Annotated in this window: 12 protein-coding genes; 8 read left to right on the plus strand and 4 right to left on the minus strand. The window is 57.7% G+C overall.

Features of this window, described 5'->3' with window-relative positions; genetic code table 11:
• Positions 1-117: 117 nt before the first annotated feature.
• The 5 genes from ACFPPD_RS19015 (at position 118) to ACFPPD_RS19035 (ending at position 4,075) form a co-directional block, all read left to right on the plus strand.
• Entirely contained in the window at positions 118-1,140 is a 1,023-nt protein-coding gene (locus ACFPPD_RS19015; RefSeq protein ID WP_209747839.1) for an HD-GYP domain-containing protein, read from the plus strand.
• A 126-nt stretch (positions 1,141-1,266) separates the two neighbouring features.
• The gene (locus ACFPPD_RS19020) at positions 1,267-1,533 is read left to right on the plus strand and encodes a YneF family protein (RefSeq protein WP_209747841.1); all 267 of its coding nucleotides are present in this window, start codon (positions 1,267-1,269) and stop codon (positions 1,531-1,533) included.
• 15 nt (positions 1,534-1,548) lie between these two features.
• Entirely contained in the window at positions 1,549-2,142 is a 594-nt protein-coding gene (folE, locus tag ACFPPD_RS19025) for a GTP cyclohydrolase I FolE (protein WP_209747843.1), read from the plus strand.
• Between the two features lie 308 nt (positions 2,143-2,450).
• A complete protein-coding gene (locus ACFPPD_RS19030) occupies positions 2,451-3,527 on the plus strand; it encodes a Gfo/Idh/MocA family protein (protein ID WP_209747845.1) in 1,077 nt (358 codons plus the stop codon).
• Positions 3,528-3,700: 173 nt separating this feature from the next.
• A complete protein-coding gene (locus ACFPPD_RS19035; protein ID WP_209747848.1) occupies positions 3,701-4,075 on the plus strand; it encodes a hypothetical protein in 375 nt (124 codons plus the stop codon).
• 12 nt (positions 4,076-4,087) lie between these two features.
• On the opposite strand, the gene ACFPPD_RS19040 is transcribed toward ACFPPD_RS19035, so the two are convergent.
• On the minus strand, positions 4,088-5,326 hold the full coding sequence (locus ACFPPD_RS19040) for a Fe-Mn family superoxide dismutase (protein WP_209747850.1): 1,239 nt from the start codon (positions 5,324-5,326) through the stop codon (positions 4,088-4,090).
• Between the two features lie 129 nt (positions 5,327-5,455).
• The gene (locus ACFPPD_RS19045) at positions 5,456-6,493 is read right to left on the minus strand and encodes an alpha/beta hydrolase (RefSeq protein ID WP_209747852.1); all 1,038 of its coding nucleotides are present in this window, start codon (positions 6,491-6,493) and stop codon (positions 5,456-5,458) included.
• A 214-nt stretch (positions 6,494-6,707) separates the two neighbouring features.
• On the opposite strand from ACFPPD_RS19045, the gene ACFPPD_RS19050 reads away from it, so the two are divergent.
• Complete coding sequence (locus ACFPPD_RS19050) at positions 6,708-7,451, plus strand: IclR family transcriptional regulator (protein WP_209747855.1); 744 nt, start codon at positions 6,708-6,710, stop codon at positions 7,449-7,451.
• A 483-nt stretch (positions 7,452-7,934) separates the two neighbouring features.
• On the opposite strand, the gene ACFPPD_RS19055 is transcribed toward ACFPPD_RS19050, so the two are convergent.
• Together ACFPPD_RS19055 and acnA are read right to left on the minus strand one after the other, a co-directional pair.
• Positions 7,935-8,987 (minus strand): YlbL family protein, encoded by a 1,053-nt coding sequence (locus ACFPPD_RS19055; protein ID WP_209747857.1) that lies wholly within the window; start codon positions 8,985-8,987, stop codon positions 7,935-7,937.
• Positions 8,988-9,245: 258 nt separating this feature from the next.
• Positions 9,246-11,954: an aconitate hydratase AcnA gene (acnA, locus tag ACFPPD_RS19060; RefSeq protein WP_378082906.1), complete on the minus strand. Its 2,709-nt coding sequence runs from the start codon at positions 11,952-11,954 to the stop codon at positions 9,246-9,248.
• A gap of 309 nt (positions 11,955-12,263) precedes the next feature.
• Between acnA and ACFPPD_RS19065 the strand changes: the two genes are divergently transcribed.
• Both ACFPPD_RS19065 and ACFPPD_RS19070 read left to right on the plus strand, forming a co-directional pair.
• On the plus strand, positions 12,264-13,454 hold the full coding sequence (locus ACFPPD_RS19065; protein ID WP_378082909.1) for an amidase domain-containing protein: 1,191 nt from the start codon (positions 12,264-12,266) through the stop codon (positions 13,452-13,454).
• 26 nt (positions 13,455-13,480) lie between these two features.
• On the plus strand, positions 13,481-14,629 hold the full coding sequence (locus tag ACFPPD_RS19070; protein ID WP_209747860.1) for a D-alanine--D-alanine ligase: 1,149 nt from the start codon (positions 13,481-13,483) through the stop codon (positions 14,627-14,629).
• Positions 14,630-15,354: the final 725 nt, after the last annotated feature.

The raw sequence follows: 15,354 nt of genomic DNA on the forward strand, positions 1-15,354 counted from the left end.
TCCGAGGAAATGAGAGGAAATTCACCGTTCGGCTGTAACTTGGGATGCCGATTATGCCGAAATATCGTATAGCGCGAGTTCGAACCGACTCAAACATAAAGGCAGGAGTGTCCAACGATGAAATTGGTCGATATCGAAACGGTCGAAACGGGACAAACGTTAGGAAAGACGATCTTCTCCTCGAACGGGACGGTATTGCTGTCCAAGGGCGTTCAATTAACGGTATATATGATTAGCACGCTGAAACGTCTCGGAGTGACGACGGTCTATCTGGACAATCCGATGTACCGGGATATTCCGGAAGACGAAGTGCTTAACGACGAGACGAAGAGGGCCGTCATTCATCTCATGTCGGAAACGTTCGAATCTCTCCGGTCGGGAAAAGCGTTCAATACGAAGGCGGTCAGCCAGACCGTCGACGAGATGCTGGACGAAATCCTGAAAAATCAGAACATGCTCGTACAGCTGTCCGACATCCGGACGGAGGACAACGCGATGTTCATGCACGCGATGAACGTCTGCATGATCTCGTGCTTGCTCGGGCTGAATATGGGACTCAACATGATCCAACTGAAGGAGCTGGCCATCGGCGCGCTCTTGCACGACATCGGCAAGATCGGCGCACCCGAAGAACAAGAAGGCCGCATGCACCACGCTTGGCGCGGCTTCGAGCTGATCAAGAACAAGCGCGAATACAGCTTGCTTATCGCTCACGTCGCGTTCCAACACCACGAATCGGTCGATGGCAGCGGCGCACCGCGCGGATTGACCGGGGACGACATCCATACGTACGCGAAGATCGCGGCGGTGGCGAACGTCTACGACAACTTGATCTACGGAACGGACGGCGAAGCCCCGTTGTTGCCGCACGAAGCTTGCGAGCGGTTGAACGCGATGTCGGGCACTCGGCTCGACCATGAAGTATTGATCCAGTTCATGAGAATCGTCTCGATCTATCCGAACGGAATTTCCGTACGCTTGACCAACCGCCAGATCGGCGTCGTCGTCGGACAGCACCGGGGCTTGCCCGGACGACCGGTCGTGCGCATCCTCAACAAGGACGGCGACGAGGCGGTCGGCTTTAACGAGATGGACTTGGCGCAGCATCCGACGGTGTTCATCGAGTCGGTATTATCATAGGGCAGGATGCCGGATAATCCCGTTTGCGAACTTCAGTTCGGCCATGCTATCATAGGACGACAGCCCTGCTCATCTCGCGTCGCGGCATGAACGGGGTTTTATAATGAACGCGGAGGCGGTTAGGTTATGTGGTCCTACATTATCCCGATATTGACGTTGATCGTCGGGTTGATCCTTGGTTTTGTCGTCGGCGTGTTCTACTTGCGCAACCAAATGACGAAGATGCAAAGCAACCCGGAGATGCTTCAGAAGATGGCGAAGCAAATGGGTTACAACATGAACAGCCAACAAATCGCGCAAGCGCAAAAAATGATGAAAAAACAAGACGGCGGCGGCAACCAAAAGCCGAATTCGGGCGGGCACGACAGGAATAATCCGAAGTTCCGTAGATAGCGAGGAGGGATTGCCATGGCAGGAGCAAAGGATTACAACAACTCCTGGGTCGGTAGCAATCGCGAGCAGATCGAATATCACGTGAGGGAAATCCTGAAGTTGATCGGGGAGAACGTCGAACGGGAAGGCTTGCTCGAGACGCCCGCGCGCGTGACCCGGATGTACGAGGAGATTTTCGCCGGCTACGAGGTCGATCCGAGGGACGTGCTCGGCGTCACTTTCGACGAGCAGCACGAGGAACTCGTTATCGTGAAAGACATCGTGTATTACAGCCAGTGCGAGCATCACATGGCGCCTTTCTTCGGGAAAGCCCATATCGGGTACATCCCGAGCGGCAAAATCGCGGGCTTAAGCAAGCTCGCGCGGCTCGTCGAGGCTATCACGCGGAAGCTGCAAGTTCAGGAGAGAATCACGTCGCAGATCGCCGACATTCTCGACGAGGTGCTGAAGCCTAACGGCGTCATGGTCGTCGTCGAAGGCGAGCATCTGTGCATGTGCGCGCGGGGAGTCAAGAAGCCGGGAAGCAAGACGGTCACTTCCGCAGTGCGCGGACAGTTCCGTCAAAGCGCCGCGCTTCGTTCCGAATTCCTGGAGCTGCTCAAGAGATAACCCGAGACCCGAGAACCGTTCAAGCAACGAATTGACGTTGCTTGAACGGTTTTTTTTCACGATTCAGAATGTATAAGTTTCACGCTTATCCATTTCTGAATCGTCTCCGCAAAGCTTCTTTAGCGCCCAGAGGACGCCGAAGGCGTTTTTGCTTGGTTCCCGATTCGAGCATCCTGTCGCAGGCGGTTACGAGAGTGGGCAAAAGACCATAATAAGTCGGCTAAATCCGCCATGTCGGATCGAACGAGAGAGGATTATGATGAGGGAAACGATGATAACAATCGCTCACACATGGAGGAATAATAACAATGTCTAAACCGGTCAAACTTCGCATCGGACTCATAGGGGCGGGCAATATCGGCAACGTGCATTTGCAGGAGTTCGGCAAATTGAAGGACGAGTGCGAATTCGTCGCGATCACGGACACGTATCTTCCGCTTGCGGAACAACGCTCCGCCCAATACGGCATTCCCGTCGTCAGTCCGTCGCCCGAAGCGTTGATCGCGCGCGATGACGTGGACGCCGTCATCGTGGCCGTACCGAATATGGCTCACGCTGCGCTGACGATCGCCGCTCTGGAGAGCGGCAAGCACGTGCTGGTCGAGAAGCCGATGGGTCTCGATTCCGCCGCCGCGAAGGCTATCGTCCGGGCGCAGAAGCGTTCCGGCAAAACGGTCATGGTCGCCCACCAAATGCGCTGGGAGCCGCTCTCCCTGCAGGTTAAGGGACAGATCGACCGCGGAGAGCTCGGCAAGATCTATACGGCGAAGACGGGCTGGTATCGCCGCAAGGGAATTCCGGGATGGGGAACGTGGTTTACCCGCCACGAGCAATCCGGCGGCGGCCCGCTGATCGATATCGGCGTCCATATGCTGGATCTGGCGTTCTTCCTGATGGGTGAGCCTAAGCCGGTTGCGGTCTACGGCTCGACGTATGCCGAATTCGGTCCCCGCAAGAAGGGCATCGGCAACTGGGGCAAGCCGGATTGGAACGGCGTGTACGACGTGGAAGACTTGGCGACGGCCATCATCAAGATGGACGACGGAACGTCCCTGACGCTCGAAGTGAGCTGGGCGGTGCACATGGATACGGACAACTCGCCGTTCGTTCAACTGATGGGCTCGGACGGCGGCGCCGTCATTCGCGGCAGCGAAGGCAAATTCCTGACGGAAAGATTCGATCAGACGGTCGACGTTACCTTGACGTCGCCGGAGGAGGACGAAGGCGCTCGCGTTCGCCTGAGCCGTCATTTCCTGCATTGCGTCAGAACGGGCGAGACGCCGTGGACGTCCGCGGAAACGGGACTTCGCAGCAACCTGATCATCGACGCTATCTACGAGTCTTCCCGTACCGGCGGCGAAGTCAAGCTCGACTGGAGCCTCTAAAGCGTCCCCGTTCGTACCGGAAGGGCCGTTTCTTCATCCTCATCGGATGGCGGAACGGCCCATTTTTATAGATGTAAAGGTTAAACTAGGCGTTCGGGTGTTGAAATTGGATTAATTCCTAGTATAATACTAGGTATATTGACTTGGCGAAACGGGCGAAGGGGGCGCGGGCGATGAATGACAGCGAACGGTCGCATAGCACGTACGCGCGCAAGTGGATGGACGATCATTTGGATATGTACAATATGGCGCTGCTGCTCGGCGATTCCGAATGGCAGGACCGGTTGCTGAAGAAGATGGCCGACAGGGAAAAACTCATCGCCAAGGAGCTTCGAGTAATCGCTCACGCCGAGGTGCTGAGAAACTTCGAAAGCCTGAATAAAGATTTGTTGAACCTGTACGAGCAAATGCGCGTTTCGAGCGACAAGGAAGAGCTCATCGCGTTAAGGGATCGCATCTGGGAACTTCGGGCGCTTCGAATGGACGTCTACAAGAAGCTGCTCGCCGCCTCGATCCCGCCGAACGAACGGAATTCAGCGAACGCTTAGCGGCACGGAATCTCAATAAGGCACCCATCGGAGCGTTTTCGCCTTGGCGTAACGCTCTTCGACGTACGGCCAGTAAACGACGTTCCACCAATCTTTGACGTACGCGGCCCTATCGTTCTGATGCTTCAAGTAATAAGCATGCTCCCAGACGTCGAGAGGGAGCAAGGGAACGACGTCCCATTGCGACAGGTTCTGGTGTTTCTCGGCCGTGAGAATCTCGAGCCGATGGCTGCGCGGACTCCAGACGAGAATGGCCCAGCCGCCGCCCTCCACTTTGTTGGCCGCTTCCGTAAATTGCTTCTTGAACGCATCGTAGCTGCCGAAGCTGCGTTCGATTTCCGCGAGGAGTTCTCCCTTCGGTTTGCCTCCCCCTCTCGGGGACATGATGTCCCAGAACAGCGTGTGCAGGTAATGTCCCGCCCCGTTGAACGCAAGCTCCCTCTCCCAATGTTTCACCAAATCGAAATCCCCCGAGCGTCTCGCTTCCTCAAGCTTCTTCTCGGCTTTGTTTAACCCGTCCACGTAGCTTTGGTGATGCTTGTCGTGATGAATGCGCATCGTCTTCTCGTCGATATAGGGCTCCAGCGCTTTGTAAGAATACGGCAGCGGCGGGAGCGTATGTCCCCCGATCGGTACGGGTTTGACGGGGGAGACGGCGCCGGCTGCCGTCCCGTTGCCCGCGGGCGCCATCCAGGCGCCGTCAGGCATGTCGGTTCTGTCGCTTCCGTCGGCGGGCTCCGGGCCGCCGTAGTTGTCCGGGGAGTCGTCTTCTCCTGCGTTAGGAGCAACCTGCGCGTATGCTCCTCCGTCTAGGAAAGAGACGGCGCCGGAACGCCTCAGAACATCCGGCAGGGCGCCGGCGAATTCAGTCTGGCGCGTGATCGCGGCGAGGACGAGGTTCGATCGTTGCAACCGGCGTAGAACGCCTCTCCGATCGGTAAACTGCTGCAGTTGGCGGGTGAATTCCCGAGTCTGATCGAAGGAGTCGTCCAATAGCCTCGGCAGCAGCTCGGCTAATGCCGGAGAAGCGGCTCTGGCGGACTCTTCCTGGACGTAAGCCTTGACGGACAGGGCGTATCGGCGCGTTTGCTCGAATACGTTTTCCCAACGAAGAAGCCATTCCGAATAGCCCGTTTCCAGCTCGGGAACGACCGACCGCAACGCGGCGGCGTGTTCGTTCTCTTGCGACTTCCAGATCGCGATTTCATCCAACAGAACAATCGGCGAGATGGTACCGTATACGGACGGCATGAACGAATAACCTCCCCATGATCGGCCGGCCGAGGACGGCGTGCCGATGACCTCGTACCAATCGTATGCAAGGGAAGGTTATTCCATGTCTAGTAGTTGAAAGTGACCAATTAAGGTGAATAGCCGCCGTCAGGCGGGGTGGACGGATGCTTCAGCGGCGTTGGCCACCGCGACTTCGTGCACGCTCGCCAAGAACGCTTCCGTTCTTTGGACGTATTCGTCGGTATGAGTCCGATAGATCATCTCGTGAATAGCTCCGGGTACGATCCACGACCGGGATAGGGCATTGGTCTGAGCCTGGGCGACGCGCTCGGAGATGCCGACCGGCGCCTTGTCGTCGGACGTGCCGTGAATGAGGAAGATCGGAAAGCCGTAAGCGGTATCTTGAAGACGGTCGGACGGGATTTGTTCCAAGCGGCTTCCGCTCATGAGCGGGAAGAACATCTCGATCAACGGAACGGAAGGGTATTTCGGAACGTTGAACCGGCGGCCGATGTTGGCGTAGAGCGTATCGCCGTCGGCGATGAACGTGCTGTCCAAGATCATCGCGTCGATGGTCGTGCCTTGCAGAGCGGCTTGCAGAGCCGTGCCGGCGCCCATCGAGAAGCCCCAGACGACGACTTCGTCGCTGCCTTGGCCGCGGGCGAATTGGATCGCTCCGGACAATTGCCGGGATTCGGAGATGCCGCCGGTAGCGGGGCCGCGGCGGGCGGCGCTCGCGTAGGCGTAATCGAACATCAGGACGTTATAATCGTTGCGATGCAGCAGCTCGGCGAGGTCGTACATCGGCACCCATAATTCTTCGCGGTTCGCGCCGAATCCGTGGCTAAGAACGACCGTGCGGCGGCCGTCGCCTGCGGACGGGATCCACCAGCCGTCGACGAGCGAGTTGCCGTCCGAACTCGGGAAGGTAACGTCGGAATAGGTCAACTGTTTAGCCAGCATCGGGTTGGAGCCGAGCGTAACGACCGGAGGATGGGACAACAACCAGGCGGCGTACCCGTGTAACGCGACGAAGGCGACGGAGATCAGGCAGCATAGCGCGACGAGCGCGCGAAGGGCGATTCTTCCCAATTTGCGGACGCCGCCGCGAGCGGTCGGACGTTCGGTGGCTGGGAGCGCCGGCGCGGAGCCGGCAAGGGGAAAGGGCGTCGACAACGTTGTCATGGGGAATCGCCTCGCTTTGCGTCGTGTCGCTAGTCTCGTAAATGTATCGTAGATCGATAGACCTAGAGCGTCAATGCGACTCGGCGACTTGTAAGAGCGCCGTAATCAAATTGTAATAAAGCGCTTCCAAAGTTTACGGGATTCCCGTTTTGAGTTATACTGAGCGTAACGCGGTTTCATAGCGTGAAACAAGCTAACGAAGGGAGACACGGCGATGGAAGAGGAGAAAAAAACGGTCAGAGCGGTCGAGCGGGCGCTCGACGTCTTGCTTTGCTTCGTCTCCGGACACGAATGGGGATTGACGGAAATCGCCGGCCTCGTCGGTTTGCATAAGAGTACCGTGTTTCGTCTTCTGGCGACTTTGGAAGATAAGGGCTTCGTCGTCAGGGACGCGGCCACGGAAAAATACAGGCTTGGCTTAAGCGTGCTCGAGCTGTCGGCGAATCTCTCCCGTTCGGACGATCCGTCCGTCGTGCTGTTGCCGGAGATGGAGCGGCTCAGGGATCAACTGAACGAGACGATCAGCCTGTACGTCAGGGATCGCGGGGAGCGCGTCAGAATCCAAGCGGTGCAGAGCACGCAGGCGATCCGGAGGGTGGCGACGGTAGGTGCGCGCCTGCCGCTGTTCGTAGGAGCATCCAGCAAGGTGTTGCTGGCGTTCGCGGACGCCGGCGTGCGCGGCGCGATCTTGGCCGAAGCGGCTTGGCCGGCCCAGCTTGACCGCGAATCGTTTGCGAAGCAGCTCGACGACATTCTGCGCGTCGGCTACGCGACTAGTTTCGAGGAGCGCGAACCGGGCGCGGCGGCCGTAGCAGCACCGATCTTCAACCGTTCCGGCAAGCTGGTCGCGGCGCTCGCCGTATCCGGTCCGTCGAACCGGCTGACCCCGGATCTCATGCACGAATACGCGCCGGCCATCATCGAGTCCGCCCATCGGATGGGTACGAGGCTCGGGTAGCAATTTCTCTGTCGCCGAAAATACCGGAAGATCGTTCCAAATACGACATAATTCCCTCCTATTTTGGGGGGCGCAATCGTAATTGGTCCGCTAAAAAAGATCGTCCTGTCGTGGCTATTTAGTAAATACAAAAAAAACGGGAAATCGAAAGTTTTCGATTCCCGCTTTTTTTGTATTTCAGACTTGATATGCGGCTACGCGGCACCACGACAAGAAATGGCTAACGGAACCAAATGACGTTATTACGCGAAATTTTGACCATTTGTGAGGTTAACGGAACCAGAAGCCTCTATTTCGCGACTTTTCAAGTCATATCCCGAAATATGAGCCCAATAACGTCGCTCCATTCCGTTAGCGCGACAACAGAGGTGAATTTCGGCGAATAAGATCACTGGTTTCCGTTAAGAAATTCGAAAGGCGAGCGAGGGAGCGTTTCGATAAAAACGCCTCCAACGTCCAAGGATGCTGGAGGCGTTTGCTTGGTCAGGATTTAAGCTCCAGCTTCTTCAAGAATTCTACCGCCTCTTGAAGCTTCGAGATTTTCACGAGCTTAAGGTCGAGCTTGAGGTCTTTGACCGTTTGCTGCGCGAGATCCCAGTTGGAGGAGTTCTTGTCGTTGAACGGCACGAGGAAATAGTCGGCCTTCTCCCTGTCCGCCGCCATCAGCTTGTAGTTGATGCCGCCGATGAGGCCGACGGTGCCGTCCGCGCTGATCGTGCCGGTCCCGGCGATTTTGTAACCTCGCGTCAAGTCTTCGCCGGTCAGTTGGGCGATAATTTCGAGCGTCATCATCAGCCCCGCCGAAGGACCGCCGGTATCGGCGAAATCGAACTTGACCGGGTCGGGCGGCGTGACTTTCAGGACGGGTTGGTTAATGAATCCGACGCCGATCCGGTTGTCGGAAGGCATCTTGATGAGCGGTACGCTTGTTTTGAACGTTTCGTCGCCGCGCGTCCCTTCCAGCACGACCGTGTCGCCGACCTTTTTCGTCTGAAAATATTCGGACAGCGTTTTGACTGACAGCGTTTCCTTGCCGTCCGCTTTCGTGATGATATCGCCTTCCTGGAGACCGTTGTCCCGTGCTTGGGATTCCGCGAGCAGGCTGTACACGATGACGCCTTGCTCCTTTACGTCGATCGGCTTGTTCATGGCGGTATAGGCGGCGATAAGCGCGTTCGCTTCGGAGCTGTCTCGCATCCAAGCGAGCAGGTTGCGGTATGCCTTCAAGTTCGTCGCGCCGCCCGTCGCTTCCGCGACAGGTCTGACCTCCATACGCTTATTGATCCGGGCATAGATGACGGAGAATATGTTCGGATTGGAGTAGGTCGACACTGTCGTGAACATCAGCTCTCCCTTTTCGTCGAGCTTGTGTCCCGTTTCGACCCGGGGATGGACGGATTCCGCCGTCCCCGCGCCGTAGAGCATGTAAGGCAAAGGCTTCATATAAGCGATCACGAAAAGAACGATGAGAACGCCGATCAGGATGGACGGCCAATAACGCCGAAACCAATGGGAGCGCGAGTTTTTCATCTGCATTCGGGAAATCCTCCAATTGCTTATGGCGTGTTGCCGCGATGAGTCCGTGGGTTCATTATAACCGAAGCGGGGGAACGGAAACAAAAGGGATCAAGCAAAATACGCCTTCGGTGTCCGTTGACGCCAAAGAAGCTTTGCGTAGACGAATCAGAAAAGAATGGCATGAAACTCATAAGTTCTGATTCGTTCGCAAAAAACCTTCATCCGAAGATGAAGGTTTTTCGCGTTGACGCCGATGCGGCCGTCGGTGATATGCGGTTATTGGGCACGCATCATTTGACGGAGAACCGTCTGCAGGATGCCGCTGTTGCGGTAGTAGTCGACGTCGACCATCGAGTCGAGGCGAGCGATGACAGGGAACTCGAACGTCGATCCGTCTTCGCGCGTCGCGACGACGTTAACCGTTTGTCCCGGTTGAATGTCGTTGGACAGGCCGCCGATTTCGAAAGTTTCGCGGCCGTTGATGCCGAGGGAGTTCCAGCTTGCGCCGTTCGCGAATTGAAGCGGGAGAACGCCCATGCCGACCAGGTTGGAACGGTGAATGCGTTCGAAGCTTTCCGCGATGACCGCTTTGACGCCGAGCAGGAACGTGCCTTTGGCCGCCCAGTCGCGGGAGCTACCCGTGCCATATTCTTTGCCCGCGATAACGACGAGGTTCGTGCCGCTATCTTGGTATTTCATCGATGCGTCGTAGATGGACTCGACTTCGCCCGTAGGCAAGTAAGTGGTAACGCCGCCTTCGGTGCCCGGAGCGACTTGGTTCCGGATGCGAATGTTGGCGAACGTGCCTCTCATCATGACCTCGTGGTGTCCGCGACGGGAACCGTACGAGTTGAAGTCTTCTTTCTTAACGCCGTGCTCGAGCAAATATTTGCCCGCCGGGCTGTCGGCTTTGATGTTGCCCGCAGGCGAGATATGGTCGGTCGTAACCGAATCGCCCATCAGCGCCATGACGCGAGCCGCTTTGATGTCGACGATGTCGCCGGCTTCCGGAGCGAGATCCTTGAAGAACGGAGGGTTCGCGATGTAGGTGGACTTGTCGTCCCACTCGTACAGTTCGCCTTCCGGCACGGGGATCTTGTTCCATTGTTCGTTTTGCGTGAACACGTTTTTGTATTTCGCGCGGAACATTTCCGGATTCAAGGAAGCGGCTACCGCTTCTTGAATTTCTTCGTTCGTCGGCCAGATATCTTTCAGATATACCGGCTCTCCGTTCGTGTCGTGGCCGATCGGCTCTTTCGTCAGGTCGATGTTGACGTTGCCGGCGAGAGCGTAAGCGACGACGAGCGGCGGAGATGCCAGGTAGTTCGCTTTGACTTGCGCGTGGACGCGGCCTTCGAAGTTGCGGTTACCGGACAGAACGGCGGCAACGGCAAGGTCTTTCTCGGCGATCGCGGCGCTGACTTCGTCCGGCAACGGACCGGAGTTGCCGATGCAAGTCGCGCAGCCGTAGCCGGCAACATAGAAGCCGAGCTTCTCGAGGTAAGGCAGCAAGCCCGCTTTGGTCAAGTAATCGGTAACGACGAGGGAACCCGGAGTGAGGGAGCTCTTCACGTAAGCCGGTTTCGTCAGTCCGCGTTCTACCGCTTTCTTGGCGACGAGGCCCGCGCCGATCATAACGCTCGGGTTGGACGTGTTCGTGCAGCTCGTGATCGCCGCGATGACGACGGCGCCCGTAGCGAGCTTGCTTTCTTTGCCGTTCGGGTGCTTCACGTCGACGGATTGCGCGATTTGCTCTTCGGTCAGACCGAAGCCGCCTTTCTCGATCGGCGTGCGAATGCTCTCGTTGAACGATTGCTTCATCGCCGTCAGTTCGACGCGGTCTTGAGGACGCTTAGGTCCCGCCAAGCTAGGTACGATCGTGGACAGGTCGAGCTCGAGCACTTCGGTGAAGACAGGGTCCGGAGTCGCGTCCGTGCGGAACATGTCTTGCGCCGTGTAGTAAGCTTCGACGAGTTCGATTTGGCTTTCTTCGCGTCCCGTCAGTCTCATGTAGTTCAGCGTTTCTTTGTCGACCGGGAAGAAACCGATCGTCGCGCCGTATTCCGGCGCCATGTTCGCGACCGTCGCGCGGTCCGCAAGGCTGATGTTGGAAAGGCCGGAGCCGAAAAATTCGACGAATTTGCCTACGACGCCTTTTTTGCGAAGGATTTGGGTAACCGTCAACGCGAGGTCGGTCGCCGTAGCGCCTTCCGCCAGCTTGCCCGTCAGCTTGAAGCCGACGACTTCCGGCATGACGAAGTAAAGCGGTTGGCCGAGCATGCAAGCTTCGGCTTCGATGCCGCCGACGCCCCAGCCTACGACGCCGAGACCGTTGATCATCGTCGTGTGGGAGTCGGTTCCGACGAGGGAATCCGGATACACTTCGGTTACGCCGTCTTTCGATTTCGTCGCGGCGACGGAAGCAAGGTACTCGAGGTTGACTTGGTGAACGATACCTGTCGCAGGAGGAACCGCGCGGAAGTTATCGAACGCCGTTTGCGCCCAGCGAAGGAAACGGTAACGTTCTTCGTTGCGCTCGAACTCGACGTCCATGTTGTATTGCAGCGCGTCGGCCGTGCCGAACGCGTCGACCATGACGGAGTGGTCGATAACGAGATCGACGGGAACAAGCGGGTTGATGCGCTTCGGATCTCCGCCGGCTTTTTTCACCGTCTCGCGCATGGCGGCCAAGTCGACGACGACCGGTACGCCGGTGAAGTCTTGGAGCACGATGCGAGCGGGAATGAGAGGGATTTCTTTGTCTTCGCGGCCTTGGGACCACTTCGCGAGTTGCTTGACGTGCTCTTCCGTAATGCCGCGGCCGTCGAATTGGCGAATCGCCGCTTCGAGAAGCACTTTAATGGAGAACGGAAGCTTGGATACCGGACCCGCGCCTTGTTCTTCCAGCGCTTTCAGGCTGTAGAAGCGGTACGTCTTGCCGGACGATTGCAGATCCTGCGCCACTTGATAAGGGAGTTTGGACAAAATGGTGACCTCCTAGGTTTCACACAGTGAAACACGATTTCAAAATACTTCATGTACTTAGTATACTCCGTCGGAAGGGGCTCGTAAAGACGTTTTCGCCCGATAACGACGACTTCGGCGCCATACGGGAAAGAAAACTTTGACGATGAATCCGGGAAAACGTTCATTGTAATAGCCTTCCGCAAGCGGAGGCCGTTTCATTCGCGTTTTCCCTCCCTTGGTCATGGAATTCGCGCGGCGAACATAGGATGAATTGGCGAGGTCTGCCTCAATCGCTAATCGAACGACGCAACGGGGAGGGGATGCTCGGTGCCGAGCGACAATGTGGAATGGAAGCAGGCGTTGTTCGATTACGTGAGCTTGATCAACGAAGCCGCCTTGCAGACGGATGCCCGCAAGCTTCGCGACATACCCGACAAGGCGCATCGCGAGCGGCTGACGGGGCGGATCAACCTGTCGTCGCACAGGGATTCGAAAATTGCGATCAAGCCTGTCCGGAGCGAGATGAGGGCGCGGATCGAGCGGTTCAAGACGGGCCGGACGGACGCCGTCGCGGACGTCTCCATTCATCTCGTGCGAACGTTGGAGCAGCGCAAGCAGCCATGGGTCGAGGAACGGATCGAGAGGGAGAAAATCCGGTTCGTGAGGCACGGCGGCCTATGGCGTCTCGACACGGTAAAGCCGATCGGCGCGGAGACGCCCGCGGACGCGATCGTCTACGAGGAAGACGACGTTCGGGACGCCTGGGACGGAGACAGAAAAGAACCGAATCCGCCGCCGGCTCCTTATATGAACCCGCAGGCGCTGTACGGCTTCAAGTCGAAAGTCTACTCCGGCACGTCGATTGCCCGCGACAATGGCATTTTCGGACCGCGGGGCGGGATTTATAACGATGAAGCATATTCCGGCAAGCCGAACGGACTAAGCGGTTACGGCAGCGGAAACGCGAACGGCAACGGCTACGGGTACGGCCAGGGCATTTCCCGCAGGGGTATTCCGTATTTCCGCGAAGAAGCGGTCGCCTATGCCGAACGATGGTGGAACGAACCGAATCCGTCCTACGAGAAATTCGAGGTGAATTGCACCAACTACGCGTCCCAATGCATCTTTGCAGGCGGAGCGCCTATGAATTATACTGGGAAAAGGCCATCGGGCTGGTGGTACAAAGGGTATTCCGGCAACGACGAAAATTGGAGCTTCAGCTGGGCGGTCGCGAACAGCCTGAAGCATTATCTCGGTAATCCTCGGGCTTACGGGCTTAGGGCGGCGCAAGTATCCGGTCCGGAGGCGCTCAGTCTCGGCGACGTTATCTGCTACGACTGGGACGGCAGCGGAAGGGTCGGACACAACGTGGTCGTGACCGCGTTTACCCCGGACGGCATGCCCCTCGTGAACGCGAATACGGTCAGCAGCCGCCATCGGTATTGGGATTACAAGGATTCGTATGCGTGGACGGACAACACCCGGTACTATTTTTACCATATTGCCGATGAGTTTTAGGGGCGAAGCCGGAGGTTATGGATGTTATGGGGATCAAAACACGCGTAGGGCTCGTGTACGGCGGCCGGTCCGGCGAGCATCAAGTGTCGCTGCAGACGGCGCTCGCGGTACTGAAGGCGTTCGATTACGACAAATACGAAATCATTCCTTTCTATATTACGCCCAAAGGGCAATGGAGATCGGGGCCGCTGCTCGCCGCTCCTCCGGCCGCGGTCGCTGAACTTCAGTTCTCGCCGTCGGCGGTGGCGGGTTCGGGTAACGGCGAAGCCGAAGAGGGCTCCGGAAATGCGCTGCTGCCCGTTCTGAAAGGCATGTCGGAGAGGGTGTTGGCGGAAGAAGGCGCGGCCGACGACGGGCGCGCCATCGACGTCATGCTCCCATTGTTGCATGGTACGTTCGGCGAAGACGGAACGATTCAAGGGTTGTTCGAGATGGCCGGCCTGCCTTACGTGGGCGCGGGCGTTCTCGCCTCCGCCGTCGGCATGGACAAGGTCGCGATGAAGACGATGTTCGCGCAGGCGGGTCTCCCGCAAGTCGGCTATCGGCACTTCGTGCGGTTCGCTTGGAACAAAGACCGCGAAGCTTGCTTGGACAACGTCGAGGAGCTCGGCTACCCTTGCTTCGTGAAGCCGGCCAATCTCGGCTCCAGCGTCGGCGTGTCCAAAGCGCGCAACCGGGCCGAGCTGACCGCGGCGGTCGAGGAAGCGCTACGCTACGACCGCAAAGTCATCGTGGAAGAGTTCTGCGACGCGCGCGAGATCGAAGTGAGCGTGCTCGGCAACGACGACCCGCGCGCTTCCGTGCCGGGGGAAATTTGCAGCTCGAACGAATTTTACGATTATAAAGCGAAGTACATCGACGGCAAGTCGGTCATGGTTATTCCGGCGGAAATCTCGCCGGAGGTTGCGTCGGCGGTGCGCGAGATGGCTGTGCGCGCGTTCCTGTCGATCGACGGCTCGGGGCTGTGCCGCGCGGACTTCTTCCTGCGCCGCAGCGACGGAGCGCTGTTCATCAACGAAGTGAACACACTGCCGGGGTTCACGCCTTTCAGCATGTACCCGCTAATGTGGAAAGAATCGGGCGTCTCGTACCGCGAGCTGCTAGATACGCTGATCGCTCTCGCCATCGAGCGCCACGCGGAACGTCAGTCGATCGACTACGGCGGGAACGAGTAAAAAGTTGCGAGTATTGCGCGTGCCGGATGGCCCATGGGGTCATCCGGTTTTGTTTTGTCTAGCGCAGTTCCATGATTCGTCGAAATAACGTCGCCTCGCGTCGCTAATCACGCGCAGTCCCGTGATTCGGCGATTTAAGGTCGCCCCGCGCCGCTAATCGCTCGGATTCCATCATTTCGTCGAAATACCATCGCCCCGCGTCGCAAATCGCTCGCATTCCCTCATTTCGCCGAAATACCATCGCCCCGCGTCGCTAATCACGCGCAGTCCCGTGATTCGGCGATTTAAGGTCGCCCCGCGTCGCTAATCGCTCGCATTCCCTCATTTCGCCGAAATACCATCGCCCCGCGTCGCTAATCCCTTGCATTCCCGCGATTCGGCGAAATACCATCGCCCCACTCCGCTAATCGCTCGCATTCCCGGAATTCGCTGAAACAACGTCGCCCCGCGCCGCTAATCGCTCGCATTCCCGCGATTCGGCGAAATACCATCGCCCCGCGTCGCTAATCGCTCGCATTCCCGGAATTCGCTGAAACAACGTCGCCCCGCGTCGCTAATCGCTCGTATTCCCGCGATTCGGCGAAATACCGTCGCCCCACGCCGCTAATCGCTCGCATTCCCTCGTTTCGCCGAAATACCATTGCCCCACGCCGCTAATCGCTCGCATTCCCTCATTTCACCGAAATACCATCGTCCCACGCCGCTAATCACGCGAAGTCCCTCAT

It is taken from the genome of Cohnella suwonensis, from assembly GCF_042655365.1.
Lineage (GTDB): Bacteria > Bacillota > Bacilli > Paenibacillales > Paenibacillaceae > Cohnella > Cohnella suwonensis.

Excerpts from the sequence above, each read along its gene's own strand:
- ACFPPD_RS19045 (WP_209747852.1), bottom strand. The coding sequence starts at position 6,493 with ATGACAACGTTGTCGACGCCCTTTCCCCTTGCCGGCTCCGCGCCGGCG.
- ACFPPD_RS19030 (WP_209747845.1), top strand. The coding sequence starts at position 2,451 with ATGTCTAAACCGGTCAAACTTCGCATCGGACTCATAGGGGCGGGCAAT.
- ACFPPD_RS19050 (WP_209747855.1), top strand. The coding sequence starts at position 6,708 with ATGGAAGAGGAGAAAAAAACGGTCAGAGCGGTCGAGCGGGCGCTCGAC.
- folE (WP_209747843.1), top strand. The coding sequence starts at position 1,549 with ATGGCAGGAGCAAAGGATTACAACAACTCCTGGGTCGGTAGCAATCGC.
- ACFPPD_RS19070 (WP_209747860.1), top strand. The coding sequence starts at position 13,481 with ATGGGGATCAAAACACGCGTAGGGCTCGTGTACGGCGGCCGGTCCGGC.
- ACFPPD_RS19035 (WP_209747848.1), top strand. The coding sequence starts at position 3,701 with ATGAATGACAGCGAACGGTCGCATAGCACGTACGCGCGCAAGTGGATG.
- ACFPPD_RS19015 (WP_209747839.1), top strand. The coding sequence starts at position 118 with ATGAAATTGGTCGATATCGAAACGGTCGAAACGGGACAAACGTTAGGA.
- ACFPPD_RS19020 (WP_209747841.1), top strand. The coding sequence starts at position 1,267 with ATGTGGTCCTACATTATCCCGATATTGACGTTGATCGTCGGGTTGATC.
- ACFPPD_RS19040 (WP_209747850.1), bottom strand. The coding sequence starts at position 5,326 with ATGCCGTCCGTATACGGTACCATCTCGCCGATTGTTCTGTTGGATGAA.
- ACFPPD_RS19055 (WP_209747857.1), bottom strand. The coding sequence starts at position 8,987 with ATGCAGATGAAAAACTCGCGCTCCCATTGGTTTCGGCGTTATTGGCCG.